This is a genomic window from Methylobacterium sp. 2A, assembly GCF_009806555.1.
GTDB lineage: Bacteria > Pseudomonadota > Alphaproteobacteria > Rhizobiales > Beijerinckiaceae > Methylobacterium.
In genome coordinates this window covers 158,120-171,550 of the sequence record NZ_VUOK01000013.1, presented here as the reverse complement: position 1 = coordinate 171,550, position 13,431 = coordinate 158,120, and the positions used below count along the sequence as shown (strand labels likewise).

At 68.2% G+C, this 13,431-nt stretch carries 8 protein-coding genes; all 8 read right to left on the bottom strand.

Annotated features, from left to right (window positions below; genetic code table 11):
* Positions 1–4 precede the first annotated feature (4 nt).
* The gene (gene brxL, locus FVE89_RS06930; protein WP_160533301.1) at positions 5–2,056 is read right to left on the bottom strand and encodes a protease Lon-related BREX system protein BrxL; all 2,052 of its coding nucleotides are present in this window, start codon (positions 2,054–2,056) and stop codon (positions 5–7) included.
* A complete protein-coding gene (locus tag FVE89_RS31655; RefSeq protein WP_160533300.1) occupies positions 2,053–4,572 on the bottom strand; it encodes a PglZ domain-containing protein in 2,520 nt (839 codons plus the stop codon). The genes brxL and FVE89_RS31655 overlap by 4 nt, the downstream gene beginning before the upstream one ends.
* 11 nt (positions 4,573–4,583) lie before the next feature.
* The gene (locus FVE89_RS06920) at positions 4,584–5,228 is read right to left on the bottom strand and encodes a hypothetical protein (protein WP_160533299.1); all 645 of its coding nucleotides are present in this window, start codon (positions 5,226–5,228) and stop codon (positions 4,584–4,586) included.
* Positions 5,229–5,294: 66 nt separating this feature from the next.
* Positions 5,295–6,557: a hypothetical protein gene (locus FVE89_RS06915; RefSeq protein WP_160533298.1), complete on the bottom strand. Its 1,263-nt coding sequence runs from the start codon at positions 6,555–6,557 to the stop codon at positions 5,295–5,297.
* A complete protein-coding gene (locus tag FVE89_RS06910; RefSeq protein ID WP_160533297.1) occupies positions 6,554–8,545 on the bottom strand; it encodes an SAM-dependent methyltransferase in 1,992 nt (663 codons plus the stop codon). The genes FVE89_RS06915 and FVE89_RS06910 overlap by 4 nt, the downstream gene beginning before the upstream one ends.
* Positions 8,545–12,087: a BREX system P-loop protein BrxC gene (gene brxC, locus FVE89_RS06905; RefSeq protein WP_160533296.1), complete on the bottom strand. Its 3,543-nt coding sequence runs from the start codon at positions 12,085–12,087 to the stop codon at positions 8,545–8,547. The genes FVE89_RS06910 and brxC overlap by 1 nt, the downstream gene beginning before the upstream one ends.
* Positions 12,088–12,102: 15 nt before the next feature.
* Entirely contained in the window at positions 12,103–12,681 is a 579-nt protein-coding gene (locus FVE89_RS06900; RefSeq protein ID WP_160533295.1) for a BREX protein BrxB domain-containing protein, read from the bottom strand.
* Positions 12,678–13,394, bottom strand: coding sequence for a hypothetical protein (locus FVE89_RS06895; RefSeq protein ID WP_160533294.1), 717 nt, complete (start codon positions 13,392–13,394; stop codon positions 12,678–12,680). The genes FVE89_RS06900 and FVE89_RS06895 overlap by 4 nt, the downstream gene beginning before the upstream one ends.
* Positions 13,395–13,431: the final 37 nt, after the last annotated feature.

Here is a 13,431-nt window from a genome sequence, read left to right as displayed (position 1 = left end):
AGGTTTAAGGGACGCCTAACGCCTTCAGCGCCGCGGTCCGGGGGTCCCCGTAGAATATTGGGTCGACCTGTTCGGCGGCCTCACCGGACACTTCCAGATAGCTCCGCTTGTTCTCTAGTGGGATGAGGGCGCGGCGGCAGCCGTTGTCCATTGCGACCTGCAGCGGCTCGGCGAGCGAGCGGACGGGCTTGATGTTCCCCTGCACGCTCAGGTCCCCCAAGATGAGCGTGCCGGCCGCGACCGGCGCCCTGCGGAGCGCCGAAAGGCAGGCGACATAGAAGGCCACCCCGATCTCGGCGTCCGCCCGGTTGCCCGTCAAGTCGACGACCTCCAGGTGGAAGTCGAGTGCGGACGCCTCCTTGGCGACCCCCATCTCACCCTTGGTCGCCGCGAGGTGACTGAAGGCCCGCGTTACCGATTCCTTCATGGCGCCAGCCACGCCGCCGGCCAGCCGGAGCCGGCCGCTTCCCGCCGCCGTCGAGACCTCGACCCGGTACAGGCCAACGGCCCCGTCCGCGGCGACCCCCGACGCGTACAGACCGCCGGGAGCCAGGGGGTCGGGCGAGACGACCTGGCGGGCCGCCTGCTCCGGCACACCGACCACGTGTTCCTCGCCCGTCTCGCGGTCGATGCGGGAGAACGCGACCTGGTGGTACTCGAACGAGCCCATCTTCTTGAGCTGCTCCTTGACGCGGCGGCGCCCCTCCAGCGCCAGGTCGAGCAGTTCGGCGACGTCCTCGCGCGAGGCTTCTCCGTGGGGATGGAGGATCTTCATCAGCCCGGACACGGTCTTGTTGACAGCCTTGCGGTCGCGGGCGTTCAGGTGGCTCCCGTAGGAGAAGTAGCGTTCCGCCGTCTCAGTGAAGTTATGTTTGCGCAGGTCGCGGAGCGCCTCCGCGAGGTAGTCGACGACGAACCCATAGTGGTCGGTGAACATGTCCGTCCGCATCTTCGGCACCTCCCATCCCGGGAGGTAGAAGTGCATGCGGTCGATGAAGGCCATGTCGTCGCGGATCACGGCGGGCATCGGCTCGAAGAGGTGGCCGGTCCTGACCATCACGTCGACGGGCTGGTTGGTGTTGCCGAACATCGCAATGCTCGCGTCCCCGGAAGCGGCTTCTGGCCCGCGCTGGAAGGTCCCGGACTCGCAGAAGGTCTTCATCGTGGTGACAACCTCCTTGGGCATCTTCTCCAGGTCGGCCACCTCGTCGAAGGCGACGACGTCCCAGATCTGGACCATGCCCTTCTGCCGGCCGCCCATGTGCCCAAAGAGGTTCGCGACCGTCGTCGGCCCCGTGAGGAGCGAGGAGTACGGCGAGAATTCCTGGACAACGTAGCTCTTGCCGGTGCCGCGTGGCCCGAGCTCCACCAGGTTGTAGTTGCGCTCGGCCAGCGGAATTAGTCTGACCAGCAGGTGCAGCTTCAGGCGCCTGTCCATGGGCCCCGGTTCGTAGCCCATGCTGCGGAGCAAGAGGTCTATCCACTCGTCAGTGTTGAACTCCCGCCTTGCGACGCGGTACTCCTCTAGGTCGAAGGCCGCGATCTGGATCGGGTTCAGCTTCTCGATGCGAAAGGGGTTCTTGCCCCGGGTCTCTTCGTCGAACTCGTACTTGAGGTCGACCTGCGCCCAGATGCCTCCCGTCAGAAGCCGGTCATAGGCGCGAACGTACTCGCTGGGTACGTGAATAAAGCGGTGGCCGAACTTCGCCCCTTCGGCCCAGTAGTCCGAATCGACCAGCCGGACCTTCACCTTGTCGATGAATGAGTGTCGGCCGTTCTCCTTGACCTTGCTCTGCGCCTTCTGGCTCTCGTCGTCCCTGATGTAGTTGTTAGCGAGGATGTCGTTGACGACGCGCAGGCCCATCTGGATGGCCATCTCCTCGGAGGAGGCGCAATACTTTCCGAGGAGGAACTCCAGCACGAAGACCGGCACGTTGGCGCCGACCTTCACCTTCCGCACCAGGTCCTTGCGCACGACCTTGCCGGCGAAAGTCCGATTGGCCATGTCGTCGAGCGCGTCGCGCGTCGGGGCCGTGGTCTCGAAGCGCTGGGTCATAGGGCGAGCCGGACCGGGACGTCCTTTGAGGCATAAAGGACGGCGTCGGTATCCCCGTCCAGCACCTGGAAGCGGACCGACTTAACGGCGTCGTCGGACAGCATGAAGCCGACCGTCACAGTCGCGCCCGGCTGAACCTTGACCGTGCCGTCGTCCGCTCGGGGCGGATCGGTCATCATCACCGTCGCGACCTGCCGGTCGGCCGAGACGACGGCCGGCCTGACGTTCAACGCCTCCGTGAACAGCGTCCCGCCGAGCTCGATGCGCGCCATGAAGATCCTGTTGGTCAGCGTCGCCTCGTGGGTGACGGATACCGCCTTCCTCTCCGTTGCCGCGGCCCGGCCGGGCTTCAGGCGCAGGTTGATCAGCGGCACAACCAGCTCCTGCAGGCTCAAGCCGCCGTGATGATAGGCGAGGTCGCCGCCGGCCTTGAAGACGCCGGTGCCTCGCGGGAACACGAAGTCGAGATCCGAGAGGTAGCCGAACCTGTCGGCCGACACCCGGACGGCGCCGGCCGGCGTGGCGCCCCCGCGGCCGGCCCAACACCGGCGGTGCAGATCGATGGTCACGCCGCCGGGCGCTTCAAGCCGCATGCCCTCGTTCCTGTCCTGGCCGAAGAAGAGGTGTCCGTGATCGGCCACGACCACGGCGCTCTCCACGCCGGCGTCCGCGAGCCGCTTGAGGGCGCGGGCGATGTTTTCGATCACGCCGTCCATCACGACCCTCGCGAACGAGGTCGCGCCCTCGCCGGCCTGGTCGATGTCCTGCGAGCGCACGATGACGACCTGCGCCCCCTCGATGCGTCCGGCCAGGGTTTTCGCGGATGAGGAGAGCACGGCGTCGAGGGTCATGTCGACGGAGGCCGGCAGGTGGGCCCTGGCGTGTGCCTGGCGCCCCTTCAAGTCGCCGACGAACGTCCCATCGACGAGGGCGCCGAGCTTGCCGCCCCGCTCCTCGACCGAGAAGCCGCCGGCGGCCCCGGGCATGAGCGCGGCCATGCCGACCGCGGTGACTCCCGGCAAGGCGCCGACCACCGGGACGATGGAGAGCTCGGCGACGGAAGTGGCCAGCCGACCTGCCAGCTCGACGCCCATCTCGTACCGGAGCGCGTCGACCAGGAGGTAGGCGACCGGCTTCGCCCTTGGGTGCACGGCCTCCGCGAACACCTTGTCGTGACGGAGCATGCCGGGAACGGTCCAATCCGCTCCCTCCAGCGCCTTGACGAAGCCTTCCGCCATTCGGGCGCAGGTGTCCTCGTAGGCGTTCCGGACGACGCCGAGAGCCCTTTCCCCGGCCTCGTCGTCGAGGTGCCGGGCGACGCGCTCCAGCGTCCGCTGGGCGCGGTCCAGCCGATGCCAGCCTTGATCCGCCACGTACATCTCGACCCAGCGGGCAGGCTTACCGTTGGCCTTCGCCAACTGCCCCCGTACCTCGCCGGCGAGCGTGCCGAGCTCGACCATGGCGCGACACACCTCCCAAGTCGCCCGCCGCTCGGCGGACCGTTCGACCCAGAAGCTCGCATCCCTCTCGTCGATGACCGCCCGCGCCTCGGCGTAGCGCTCCGCGGCGACCAAGCCGAAGCAGTGGGCAACTACGCGCGCCTCCTCCACCCGGAAGGTGTCGATGGCGCCGAATGCGTCGCCGTCCAGGTCGAGCCGGTCGACGCCGAGTTCCTTCTCGACCGTATCCGCGATGCCCTCGTAGGCTTCCGGCGACCTCAACCGCATCTGCACCGCCACCTGGCGCACGCCCTGCTCCTGGTCCTTGGTCTTCGGCGTCGTGACGCCTGGAAGGGCAGGCACGCCTGTCCGAAGGTCGAGCAGGAACTCGGAGCCCAGGACGTGCCTGAGAGTTGCCGCCCGCATCCTCGAAGGGACGGCGTCCTCCGGCATGGAGAGGCCGAGGCGAACGTCCAGCAAGTGGATGAGCTCGGGCACCGCCCCCTTGTCGATCAGTGCCCGGTCCTTGGAGGGGTCGAGGCACCAGGACGCGATGATGCCGACCGCGTCGGAGGCGCCTTCGAACAGGCTCCGCAGGAGCGAGGCCGGCTCGCCGCCCGAGGGTTGCGCCGCGACCCGGGCCAGGTCGTCGTACCCGACCGACTCCGGGCGCAGGATGCCGTCGATCATGACGTCAGTCATCGTACGGCGCAGGACCTGGCGCGCCAGTTGTTTGAGCTGCGGCCTGTACACCGCACCCGCGCTTTCCATCTCAAGGAGCAGCGACGTCCTCTCGTCGTGTTGCTGCCCCGGGACGTAGACGAGGACCGAGGCAGGGTCGTCGGTGCCTACCAGCGGCTCGACGGCCATCTTGGTTTCTAGGAACGAGCCCGAGAACCGCGACAGCTTCGCCTTGCGGCCGCCGACCTCGACGTCGACCGGGTCGACGCCCGCGTTCGGGGCCATCTCGCGGAAGAACGGCTCGAACTCCTGGCGATGGTCGTACATGACGACGACCCACCTGTCCCTCAATTGGGCGGCAATCTGCCCGGCGATGTAGTCGTGAAGGGGATGCACGGACTGCGACCTCAAGAACGACGGCGGGTCCGGCGGCCCGGGGTTTCCGGATCGGCCGAGCCCTGCAACTCGGCGAGCGCCTCCCGGACGGCCGGGACGGCCAGGCCGGCTGCGACCTCCTCCGCCGACCGATCCGGGGATGCCTTCGGTGACCACTTGCCCGCGGCTGTCTCCTCCCAGAAGTCCGCCACGAGGCCGTGTGCGATGGCGAGGCTACGGTCCTCGGAACAGGCGGGCACGACCCGCTCCGGCCAGAGGCGCAGGGCGATGCCGGCCCAGTCGTACTTGCCCTGGGACAGCGCCCGCCACGTTACCACGAGGTCCTTCTGCCACGCCTTGTTGTGCCCGACGAGGCGCCACAACGGGGCGAAGTTGACGATCACGCCATCGTCGAGCTTGGGCGACCACAGCGGCGCTAGCTTGCCGATGTCGTCGGCGAATGCCTGCAACTCGTCCACGAACCTCTGCTGGCGCTCGATGTCCTTCCGCTGCGCCGCGCTCGGAGTAGGTCCGAACTCGGAGCGCAATCTGTCGAGATTGCTCCTCTCGTGGAGAAGCTTGGGCCGCGCGTAGTCCGAGTGGACGCGGTAGAGGGTGTCGGAGGTCAAGCTCGGGTAGTACAGCCAGACCGAATACGACGCGCTGGGCGTCGCCAATTGCCAATAGATCGGCGCCTTGCGTCGGTAACCACTGTATGTGGCGAGGTGCTCGGCGAAGAACTCTCACGCGAGCCATACCCGGAGGTCATCCGGCTCCATATCGACGACGCCCTCAGGGTCCTCGGCCACGAAGGACGCCACCGCCGTGACGATGTCGTCGGGATGCCCGAGGTCGTCGACAAGGATGTTGCGCAGCGGCCCTGTGGCGCCCCCGTCGGACGGGCTCGCGGCCGGGGGAAGCTCCGGAAGGGCGTCGAACGGTCCCAGGCAGGCATTCCCGTCGCCAGGCTCGACCGGCCGGAACCGGCCGAAGGCGCGGCCGACGCACCATGAGAGATACGTGGAGGCGTAGCGCGCCCCCTCGTCCTCGACGGACGGCGGGAGTGCCTGAGACCTTCGGAGGCGCGCCCAAGCGGCGACCTCCGCGATGCTCAATTCGTCGAGGCGCAGCGCCTCGGCGCTCAGCGCGTCGCACTCGTTCAGGATTTGCGTCATGCGGTTGTCGATGGCGCCCAGCGAATTCATCGGTGCCGGACCCGCGAAGCGGAGGGAGGTTTCAGACGACCGGGACTTTTCGAGGCCGAGCTCCCATCCCACCTCGGCGAGCCTCGCCAGCCTGTCTGCCAAGGCGTGGTCGAGGTCGGGGAACGGGACCGAAGTGATGTACCCGGCCTCGTACTTGAGCGTCTGTCCGCCCTCGCTGCCCCGCGGCATGAGGCATTCGAGCAGGAAGAGGAAAGGTGCGCTGTTGAGGACGGCGCAGAGGGGGCCAAGGGCGGACGAGTCCCGCGAGAAGATCCCGGGCCCTCCATCGCTGTAGATGCAGCCCCGCGGCAGGAATTGGAACGAACCGATGACGTGCGGCAGCCTCGGCCAGGTCAGGCCCTCTCGGAAGTAGAATTCCTGGCCCTGGACCTTGCGCGAGGCCGACCCGACTTTCCGCTCGACCGAGGCCTTCAACTCGTCGCCGCCGTGCCAGTTGACCTTCAGGGCGATGTCCGCGTGGAAAGGCGAGAAACGGCCGCCCTTGGCGAATGGGACCCAGCCGGCATCGTCCGACGGCACCTCCCACCACAGCCTCAGGAATCGGAAATCGTCGAGCGTGCCGAGCCCGCACCTGCTCTCGAAGTCCTCCCACCGGCTCTCACCCCGGAACAAGTCGAGGAGAGTCGGTTGCAGCCAATAGACGAAGGCCGCGCCGGGGACGTTCGTCATGTCGGCCGGGTCGCGGCGCATCGAGGCGCCGCCCTCGCCCTGGACCGCCTCGCGCAGGCGCTCCGCCTTGTCGTCGACCGGGACGTCCAGCAGTCGGACGAAGAGCGTCATCGCGGCGCCTCCAGGCAGTATGCGGCCGTCTCGACCATCGCCCCGTCGAGGACGCCGGCGCCGAGGTCGGCGAAGACGACGGGCGGCGCCAACTTCAGGATCACCTCGCGGCGCCACTTGGCGAAGTCCGACAAGTAGAAGCCCGTCCGAGACGTGATGGCGCCGAGGCGGCCACCCTCCTGCAGCAGCTCGATGCCGCGCTCCACGAAGGCGGCGTAGACGTCGACCTTGGAGCGTGGATAGGAGCTCTCGAACTTCGATTTCGCCGCGACGGAGCCCGCCCCGAACGGGGGGTTCATCACGACCACGTCGAAGCGCTTTGTGGACAGGTCCACGAGCGCGAAGCCCTGCGCGGCGTCCTCGACGAACAGCTTGCGGGCCGTCCGCCCGGGTCCTGCGACCGACGCCGCGTATTCCGACAAGGCGAGCAGGACCATCGCCTCGGCCCTGTTCCAGAAGCCGCTCCCATCGCCGAACCCGCTCTCGCCCGCCAGCGGCGTGAAGTCGACGGACGTGAACAAGGGTAGTTCCTCCGTCCAGCGCGCGCGTCCCCTCGCGACGACCTCAGACATGCGCCGCTCGATGCGCAGGAGCAGGCCCATGTCGCCGGCCAGTTCCAGCTCGGCCCAGACGGCGCGCACGAGGTCGGCGAGACTGTCGGCCATGGCGGGCGTGACCCGAACCTCCTTTCCGGAGGCGTCGTCCAGCACCCGCGCAAGCAGGGCTTCGAGCCTCTCGCCTTGCAGGCCGCGTAGGAACTCCTCAAGCAGGTTCCGCTCGCCCGGCATGGACTCGGCCACCACCACGTTCGAGCGCGTGATACGCGGTCGGTCGCCCCGTGCGATCCCTGCTTGCTCGAACGCGCGCTGCGCCCTCAGCCAGAGCGCGAACTGCGCGATCTGCGCGCAGCGAGCGTCAATGTCGACGCCGTGAAGGTTGTGCCGGAGGATCAACCCCGGCACCGCCGCCCGTAGGGCCTCCAGCGTACGGTAGTCCTCGCGCAGCGTCCGGCCGGTGCATTCCGATACCGGGGCTTCCTCGGCCTGCCAGCCTTCCTCGTAGACGGTGACGAACAGGTCGAAGAGGCCCAGGAGGAAATGCCCCGAGCCGCAGGCCGGGTCCAGGGCCCGTATGTCGCGCGGGTCCTTCCTCGGACGTCGCGGCGCCGTTCCACCGTCAACGCCATCGCGGACCATGTACTCGCATGCGCCGGACAGGGCCGAGCGCCCATCGGACATCTCAAGCCAGATCCGGCCGAGCGTGTTCTCGACAAGGAAGCGGACCACGTAGGACGGTGTGAAGAACTGGTTCCTCACCGCCAATTCGCGCCCGTTGCGCGGCGACTGGCTCGCCTCCCGCATTGCGCGCCGCTCCTCGCCGGAGTTGAAGAACTGGTAAATCCAGCCGAGCGTCTCGTCCTCGATCCAGGCGGACGCTAGCCGAGGATCGTTCAGGAGCGCGAGGAGGTCGTCGAAGACCGCCTTCTTCGGCCACAGCATCGAGGCCGGGTCACGCCGGTCGAACAGGACCTTCACCTCGGTGGACAGTTCGTCGAAGATGCTCTCGACGAAGAGCCTGTAGCCCTCGCCGGACGGCAGCAGCTTCAGTTCCGGGGCCACGCCGGCGAACTCGTTCGCGTAACCCGAGGAGAGCTCCCCCTCGCCGACGCAAGGCCGGAGCAACCCGCGGGCCTCAAGCATCTTCAGGGCTGCGAACCGGTTCAGGGTCGTGAAGGCCGCGTCCCGGACGAAGTCGTCGAACGCCTCCTGCGCCGACATGCCCGCGGCCCGCTTGTGCGCGACCGCCTCGGCGAGGCGGTCGCGCAGCGCGGCTTGGCGCCTGCCAAGGTGCGCCCCAGGTGCCTGCACGGACGCCCCCGACCGCATGATGTCGTAGGTCGCCTCCATCTGCTCCCCGAACTCGCCAGAGAGCAGGGCCCTGGCCCGCTGGGTCAATCCCTGCAGGGCATTTCGGATCTCCCTGTCCATCAGGCCCCCCAGGTCGCCATGACCTTCTTGCCGGCGCCGATGAGCCGGGAAACCTCGTCCCGGATGACGTCCAGGGTCTGGTCAAGCTGCTCAACGGTCTCGATGCCGTCCTGGAAGAACTCGGAGATGCGCAGGGTCGCGAGCCGGTCGCCCTCCAGCAATTCGTGCATCCGCGCGGCGGCCGCACCCAGGCGACCCTCACAAGCTTCCGTCTCCGAGCGGAGATGCTGGAGGGTCTGGTTGTTCTGCGTGGGGTCGGCGCCGCGGCGAAGCCGCTCGGTGACGGCGTCCTGCTGCGCGTCCGAGAGTTCGGCCCATTCCGGCCTCCGGGCCAACCTGTCCAAGGCGTCCTGGTAGGCCGAGACGCGTCGTTCGAGGGCCTGCTTGTATCGCCTGTCGTACTCGGCGCCGATCCTGCCGGACACGATCGCGATCTGGGCGATCTCCCTGTAGAAGGTCTCGCGTTCGAGCAGGTCGAGCAGCAGCGCGCCGTCCGCCCGAGTTGCATCCGAGAGGTCCTGCTCCTCCTGGAGGACCGGCCAGCGCCATCTAATCACGTCCCGGGCCGCCGCGATCTTGGCGACCTCGGCGGGACCGACGAGTTTCTCGACCTCGCCGGCCTTCCTGACGGCCTCCTTGAGGTCGGCATGACCGGAGTTGAAATCCAGGATCGTCCGCTCGTTGGTACCCCGGCGAACCGCCTTCATCAGGTCGGCCGCCGCCTCCATGGCCTCGCGACCGGGGAGAGAGGAGCCGCGGAGGGTCGCCACGACCGATGCGACCCTGTCCTCGCATCCTTCGATGGCGGAGCGGATTTCGGCGGCGACCTTGTGGTCCGTCAGGTCCTGGATCTCGCGCCCGAAGGTGGTGCGGTAGTTCTCCGCCGCGTTGACGATCTCCTCGAAGTCGACGCCCTTCTTGGGCCTGAAGGTGGCACCGCGGAAGAACGGGTTGTTCTGGAACACCTCCTTGGCCGGCACGCCGCCGGCGTTGTCGACGGTCTGGCTCCTGTGGAGCCCCTCGATCCTGCCGGCGCGCAGGAGTGCCAGGGCGAAGAGGCGCACTGCGTCGAAGTCCCATCCGTAGGGCGCCTGGCCGAACGCCTCCTCCAGGTAACGGCCGGAGGCGAGCTCACCGTAGCCGGAGCGGTCGGCGATGCGGGCGAGCACGTCGGACAGCGGGGGCTTGTCGCAGTCCATGACGACGCGACCGTTCTCGTCTTTCAGGAGGCCGAGCGCCGTGAAGACCGGCGGCAGGCCGTTGAGGTTGTCCGCCGTCAGGAGGGCGGCGATGCCCTTGTCGAGGTCTGCGCGCTTGGCGGCCGCTGCCTCGAATCGGTCGTAGACGTCGGGCAGGACCGCCCGCATCACCTCGGCGACCGCCTTGCCGACCTCCGCCGTGCCGCCGGGGCTGCGATCGTTGCCGCGGAAGTAGACGGCGCCGGCCAGGCAGGCCGCCTTGAGGTAGCCGCGCAGCTGGTCGGTATGCCGGCGTAAGCGCGCCTTCTCCTCTACGAGGAGCGTGCTCTCGTCCGCGGTCGTGGCTCCCCGCGAGCGGCGCGCGATGATCTCCTGCGAGCGGAACGCCTCCTGCATCTCCCTGCGGATGTCCGTGGAGAGCGTGACGACCCAGAAGACGGTCCCCTTCTCGGATTGACTGCGGACGCGGGCATCGGCCGAGAGCCGGTCCGCCTCCTGCACGTCGGCGGCGACGAGCACGTGGAACGGCAGGTCGTTCCTGGCGACCTCCTTGCCGTCGACCGTCAACCCGGCCTTGAACAGCTTGGCGTCGGCGAGGTTGAACGTGGGCGTCGGCGTCCAGAAGGTGGCCAGCGTGTCCGAGATCAGCTTGTTCTCCGCGGCCCGGGTCAGGGCGACCCCGGTGCGGTTCTGCTCCCAGTCGTCCTCCGCCGGGGTCGGTATCCGGTAGCCGTCCTCCCCGTGCCGGACGATCTGCGCGTCCTCCAGGGCTTTCAGCGCCTCCTTGACCGCGATCGTCCCGTCTGGGGCGTCGACGGCCGGATGGAGGGAGGCGGCCAGGTTCTCGGCCGTGCGGTGCACGCTCTTGACGAAGTGCAGCAGGCAGACGGCCTTCGCCACGGCATGGGCCATGGGCACGCCGGGAAGACGCGCCGGCACGGAGGCGATCTTCGTCCGGATCTCCGAGGCGATGTTGCTCTCGACGAGGTCGTAGACCTGGTCCAGGCGCACGAGAGACCCTACGGGCAGCGCCGCGACCGCCGTCCCAGGATTGATGAGCAGTTGCTGCGCCAGCTTGATAATGGTGCGGTTCGCGCCGCCGACGTGCTTACTGGCACCCCCCTGCGTCCGGAGGCCGGACACGACCCGGATGATGAGCTCCACCTGATAGGGCAGGAGCGGGTAGAGGTCTACGAAGCGTTCCCGGCTGAGCTCGGGCAAGGCGATGTCGGCGGTCAGCCGGGTCGCCTGCGCGAAGCGCCCCCGGTGCGCGTCGTACATCTCGCCGAGGCGGGCCTGGGCGGCGGCGTTCTTGGCCAGCACCCGTCGGCTCGTGACCTCCGAGATGTCGGAGGGCTCCAGGTGAACCTGGACCGGGAAGCGGTCCATGAGCCGCGCCAGCTCGATCCGCTTGTCGTCCAGGCCGCCGACCAGTTCGTTGAGCTTCTCCTGCGAGGTGACGGCGATCCAGTGGCGGCCCCGTCCCTTCACGCCGAGCTGCTGCACGATGGCCTGGAGGTCGAGCATCTTCTGGACGTCGCGGGCGACGAATTGCCCGACCTCGTCGACGACGAACATCAGCGAACGGCCGGGCTTGCGCCGGTCCATGAGCTTGGAGACGCGCTCGGCGAAGAGGCCAGGCGTGATGTCCGCCCTGGCGCGCGTCTTGGCCCAGGAATCGGCCGCGGGGAACGTGCCCGGATCCATTGTGTGCAGCACCTTGCTGGCCTGCCCGATGGCGAAGGCGAGCATGCCCTTCGCGCCGTCCCACTCCTTCCCGTAGATCGACCGGTAGGTCTCCTCGAACTCCGTCAGACGCCCGTCCTGCTCAAGGCCGATCTCCAGCTCCGCCAGATCGAGGTCCTTCGCGTAGCCGAGGCTCGTCAGGAAGAGACCGTACATGATCTCGGTCAGCATCTGGTTGCCGGTCCGGATGCCGCGGTCCGTCGACACGTCGAAGATCACCGCATGCGTCGGCATCTTCTCGTTGACCGTGCGCAGGACGACCTTGAGCCTCTCGTCGGCGATCCGCCCGGCGAACAGCTCCGCGGCCGGGGAGCCGACGATGTCGCGGTTCTCGACGGCCAGGCCCAGGTTCTTCGCGAAGCTCGACTTGCCGGACCCGAAGAAGCCGGAGATCCAGATGGCGACGCCCTCGGTGCGCTTCAGGGAGGATTCCCGGTAGCTTTCGAGGATGTCGACGTAGTGCCCCTTGATGGCGTCGGTGACGACGTATTCCTCGATCTCGGCGCGCAGCACGTCGGCGTCGACCTGGTCGACCTTGATGACCTCCTCGATCTTCCGGTTGATGTCGTTCGCGAACAGGGAGCCGATGGCGCTCATGGCAGGACTGTCCCGTCAGAAGATCTTGGGGCGGTAGTTGTGCTCGGCTTCCAGGACGCCCATGAACCGGAGACCCGCCGCCCCGTCCATGTCGCCCGGATAGAAGAGCACGGTAGGGACGCTGACCTGGCCCTTGAGCTGCTCCAGCAGCGAGAAGGTCCGGTAGAATGGGAACAGCGCCCCGGTCCTCGACACGAGGACGACGTCCTTGGCCGGGTCCGGCGCCGTGGGCAGTCGCTCCGCGACGAGGTTCACCAAGGGGCAGTAGGTGGCCAGGACGTTGGCGACCGTCTCGACGGTCTCGGCGAGGCCGATGTCCCGCTCCGCTTGATACCAATCCTCCTGCGCCTGCCCGCTTCCGGCGAGCGCCGCGGCGAGGCATTCGGCGAGGGAGATCCGAGTGACCCGCTTGCCCTTGAGCTGGAGGCGGGTGGCGAGGTCGGTGACCGCCTTCCTCAGCGCGAACTCCTCCGCCGCGTCGTAGCGGAAGATGGCATAGGGCATGTCGTGGTAGGCGCTGATGCGCGCGCGCGGGTCGCCGTCCTCAAGGATCGGCAGCAGGGTCCCGAAAAGCCGTGCCTCGAACTCGCTCATGTCGCCATCGCCTCGGCGCAAGCGGTCGCGTCGCGGTAGGGCAACGAGAGTTGAACGAGGCTCCCGGCCACCTGGTAGTCGAGCTTGCGGAACTGGTGCAGCCGGAGCAGGGCTGCGTGAACATCGTCTGGGCGCATGAGGGCCGAGCGCCAGTAGGGGCTGTCCACGACCCGCGCCGCGCTGCCCTCGAACTGCGCAACGAGATGCACGTGGAAGACGAGCGCGACGTCGCCCATTCCGGGAGAGGCGATGTCCCGCGTGGTCGAGCCCGGGTGTAGCAGCCCGAGGTCCGTCGCGGTCTTGATCAGGTCGCGGGCGGCGCGGACGCGTCCGTCGTCAGTGGGCGGGGCCTTGCCCGCGCCTGCCCATGCGGCGTCGACGAAGGACCGCACGTCGCCGGCCGCGACCCGGCCGCGCCCCTCCAGCCTCTCCCCGAAAAGCCAATCCCGAACGAACGTGCCGAAGGGTTCCTCGGTCGCGACCAGCCACAGCCGCAGGCAATCCCGCCAGTCGTCGAAGGACACCTTACCCTGCGCGAGGCGCACGAGGGGTGCGATGCGCGCGAAGTCACGCACCCTGACGCCGACCGAGGTGCGCACGACCTCCTCCCAGCCGCGCGTGCCGAAATGGCCTTGGGTGCCGCGGCGAAGGTTCGTGTCGGCATCGTCCTCGAAGCGCCAGTTCGCGAAGATCTGGTGGGTCTCGGGCGCCAAGGGGCCGTGCCGAAGGAGCCGGGATGACCAGGCGGTA

Coding starts and splice junctions, on each gene's coding strand:
- brxL (WP_160533301.1), bottom strand. CDS start 2,056: ATGACCCAGCGCTTCGAGACCACGGCCCCGACGCGCGACGCGCTCGAC.
- FVE89_RS06915 (WP_160533298.1), bottom strand. CDS start 6,557: ATGACGCTCTTCGTCCGACTGCTGGACGTCCCGGTCGACGACAAGGCG.
- FVE89_RS06910 (WP_160533297.1), bottom strand. CDS start 8,545: ATGGACAGGGAGATCCGAAATGCCCTGCAGGGATTGACCCAGCGGGCC.
- brxC (WP_160533296.1), bottom strand. CDS start 12,087: ATGAGCGCCATCGGCTCCCTGTTCGCGAACGACATCAACCGGAAGATC.
- FVE89_RS06900 (WP_160533295.1), bottom strand. CDS start 12,681: ATGAGCGAGTTCGAGGCACGGCTTTTCGGGACCCTGCTGCCGATCCTT.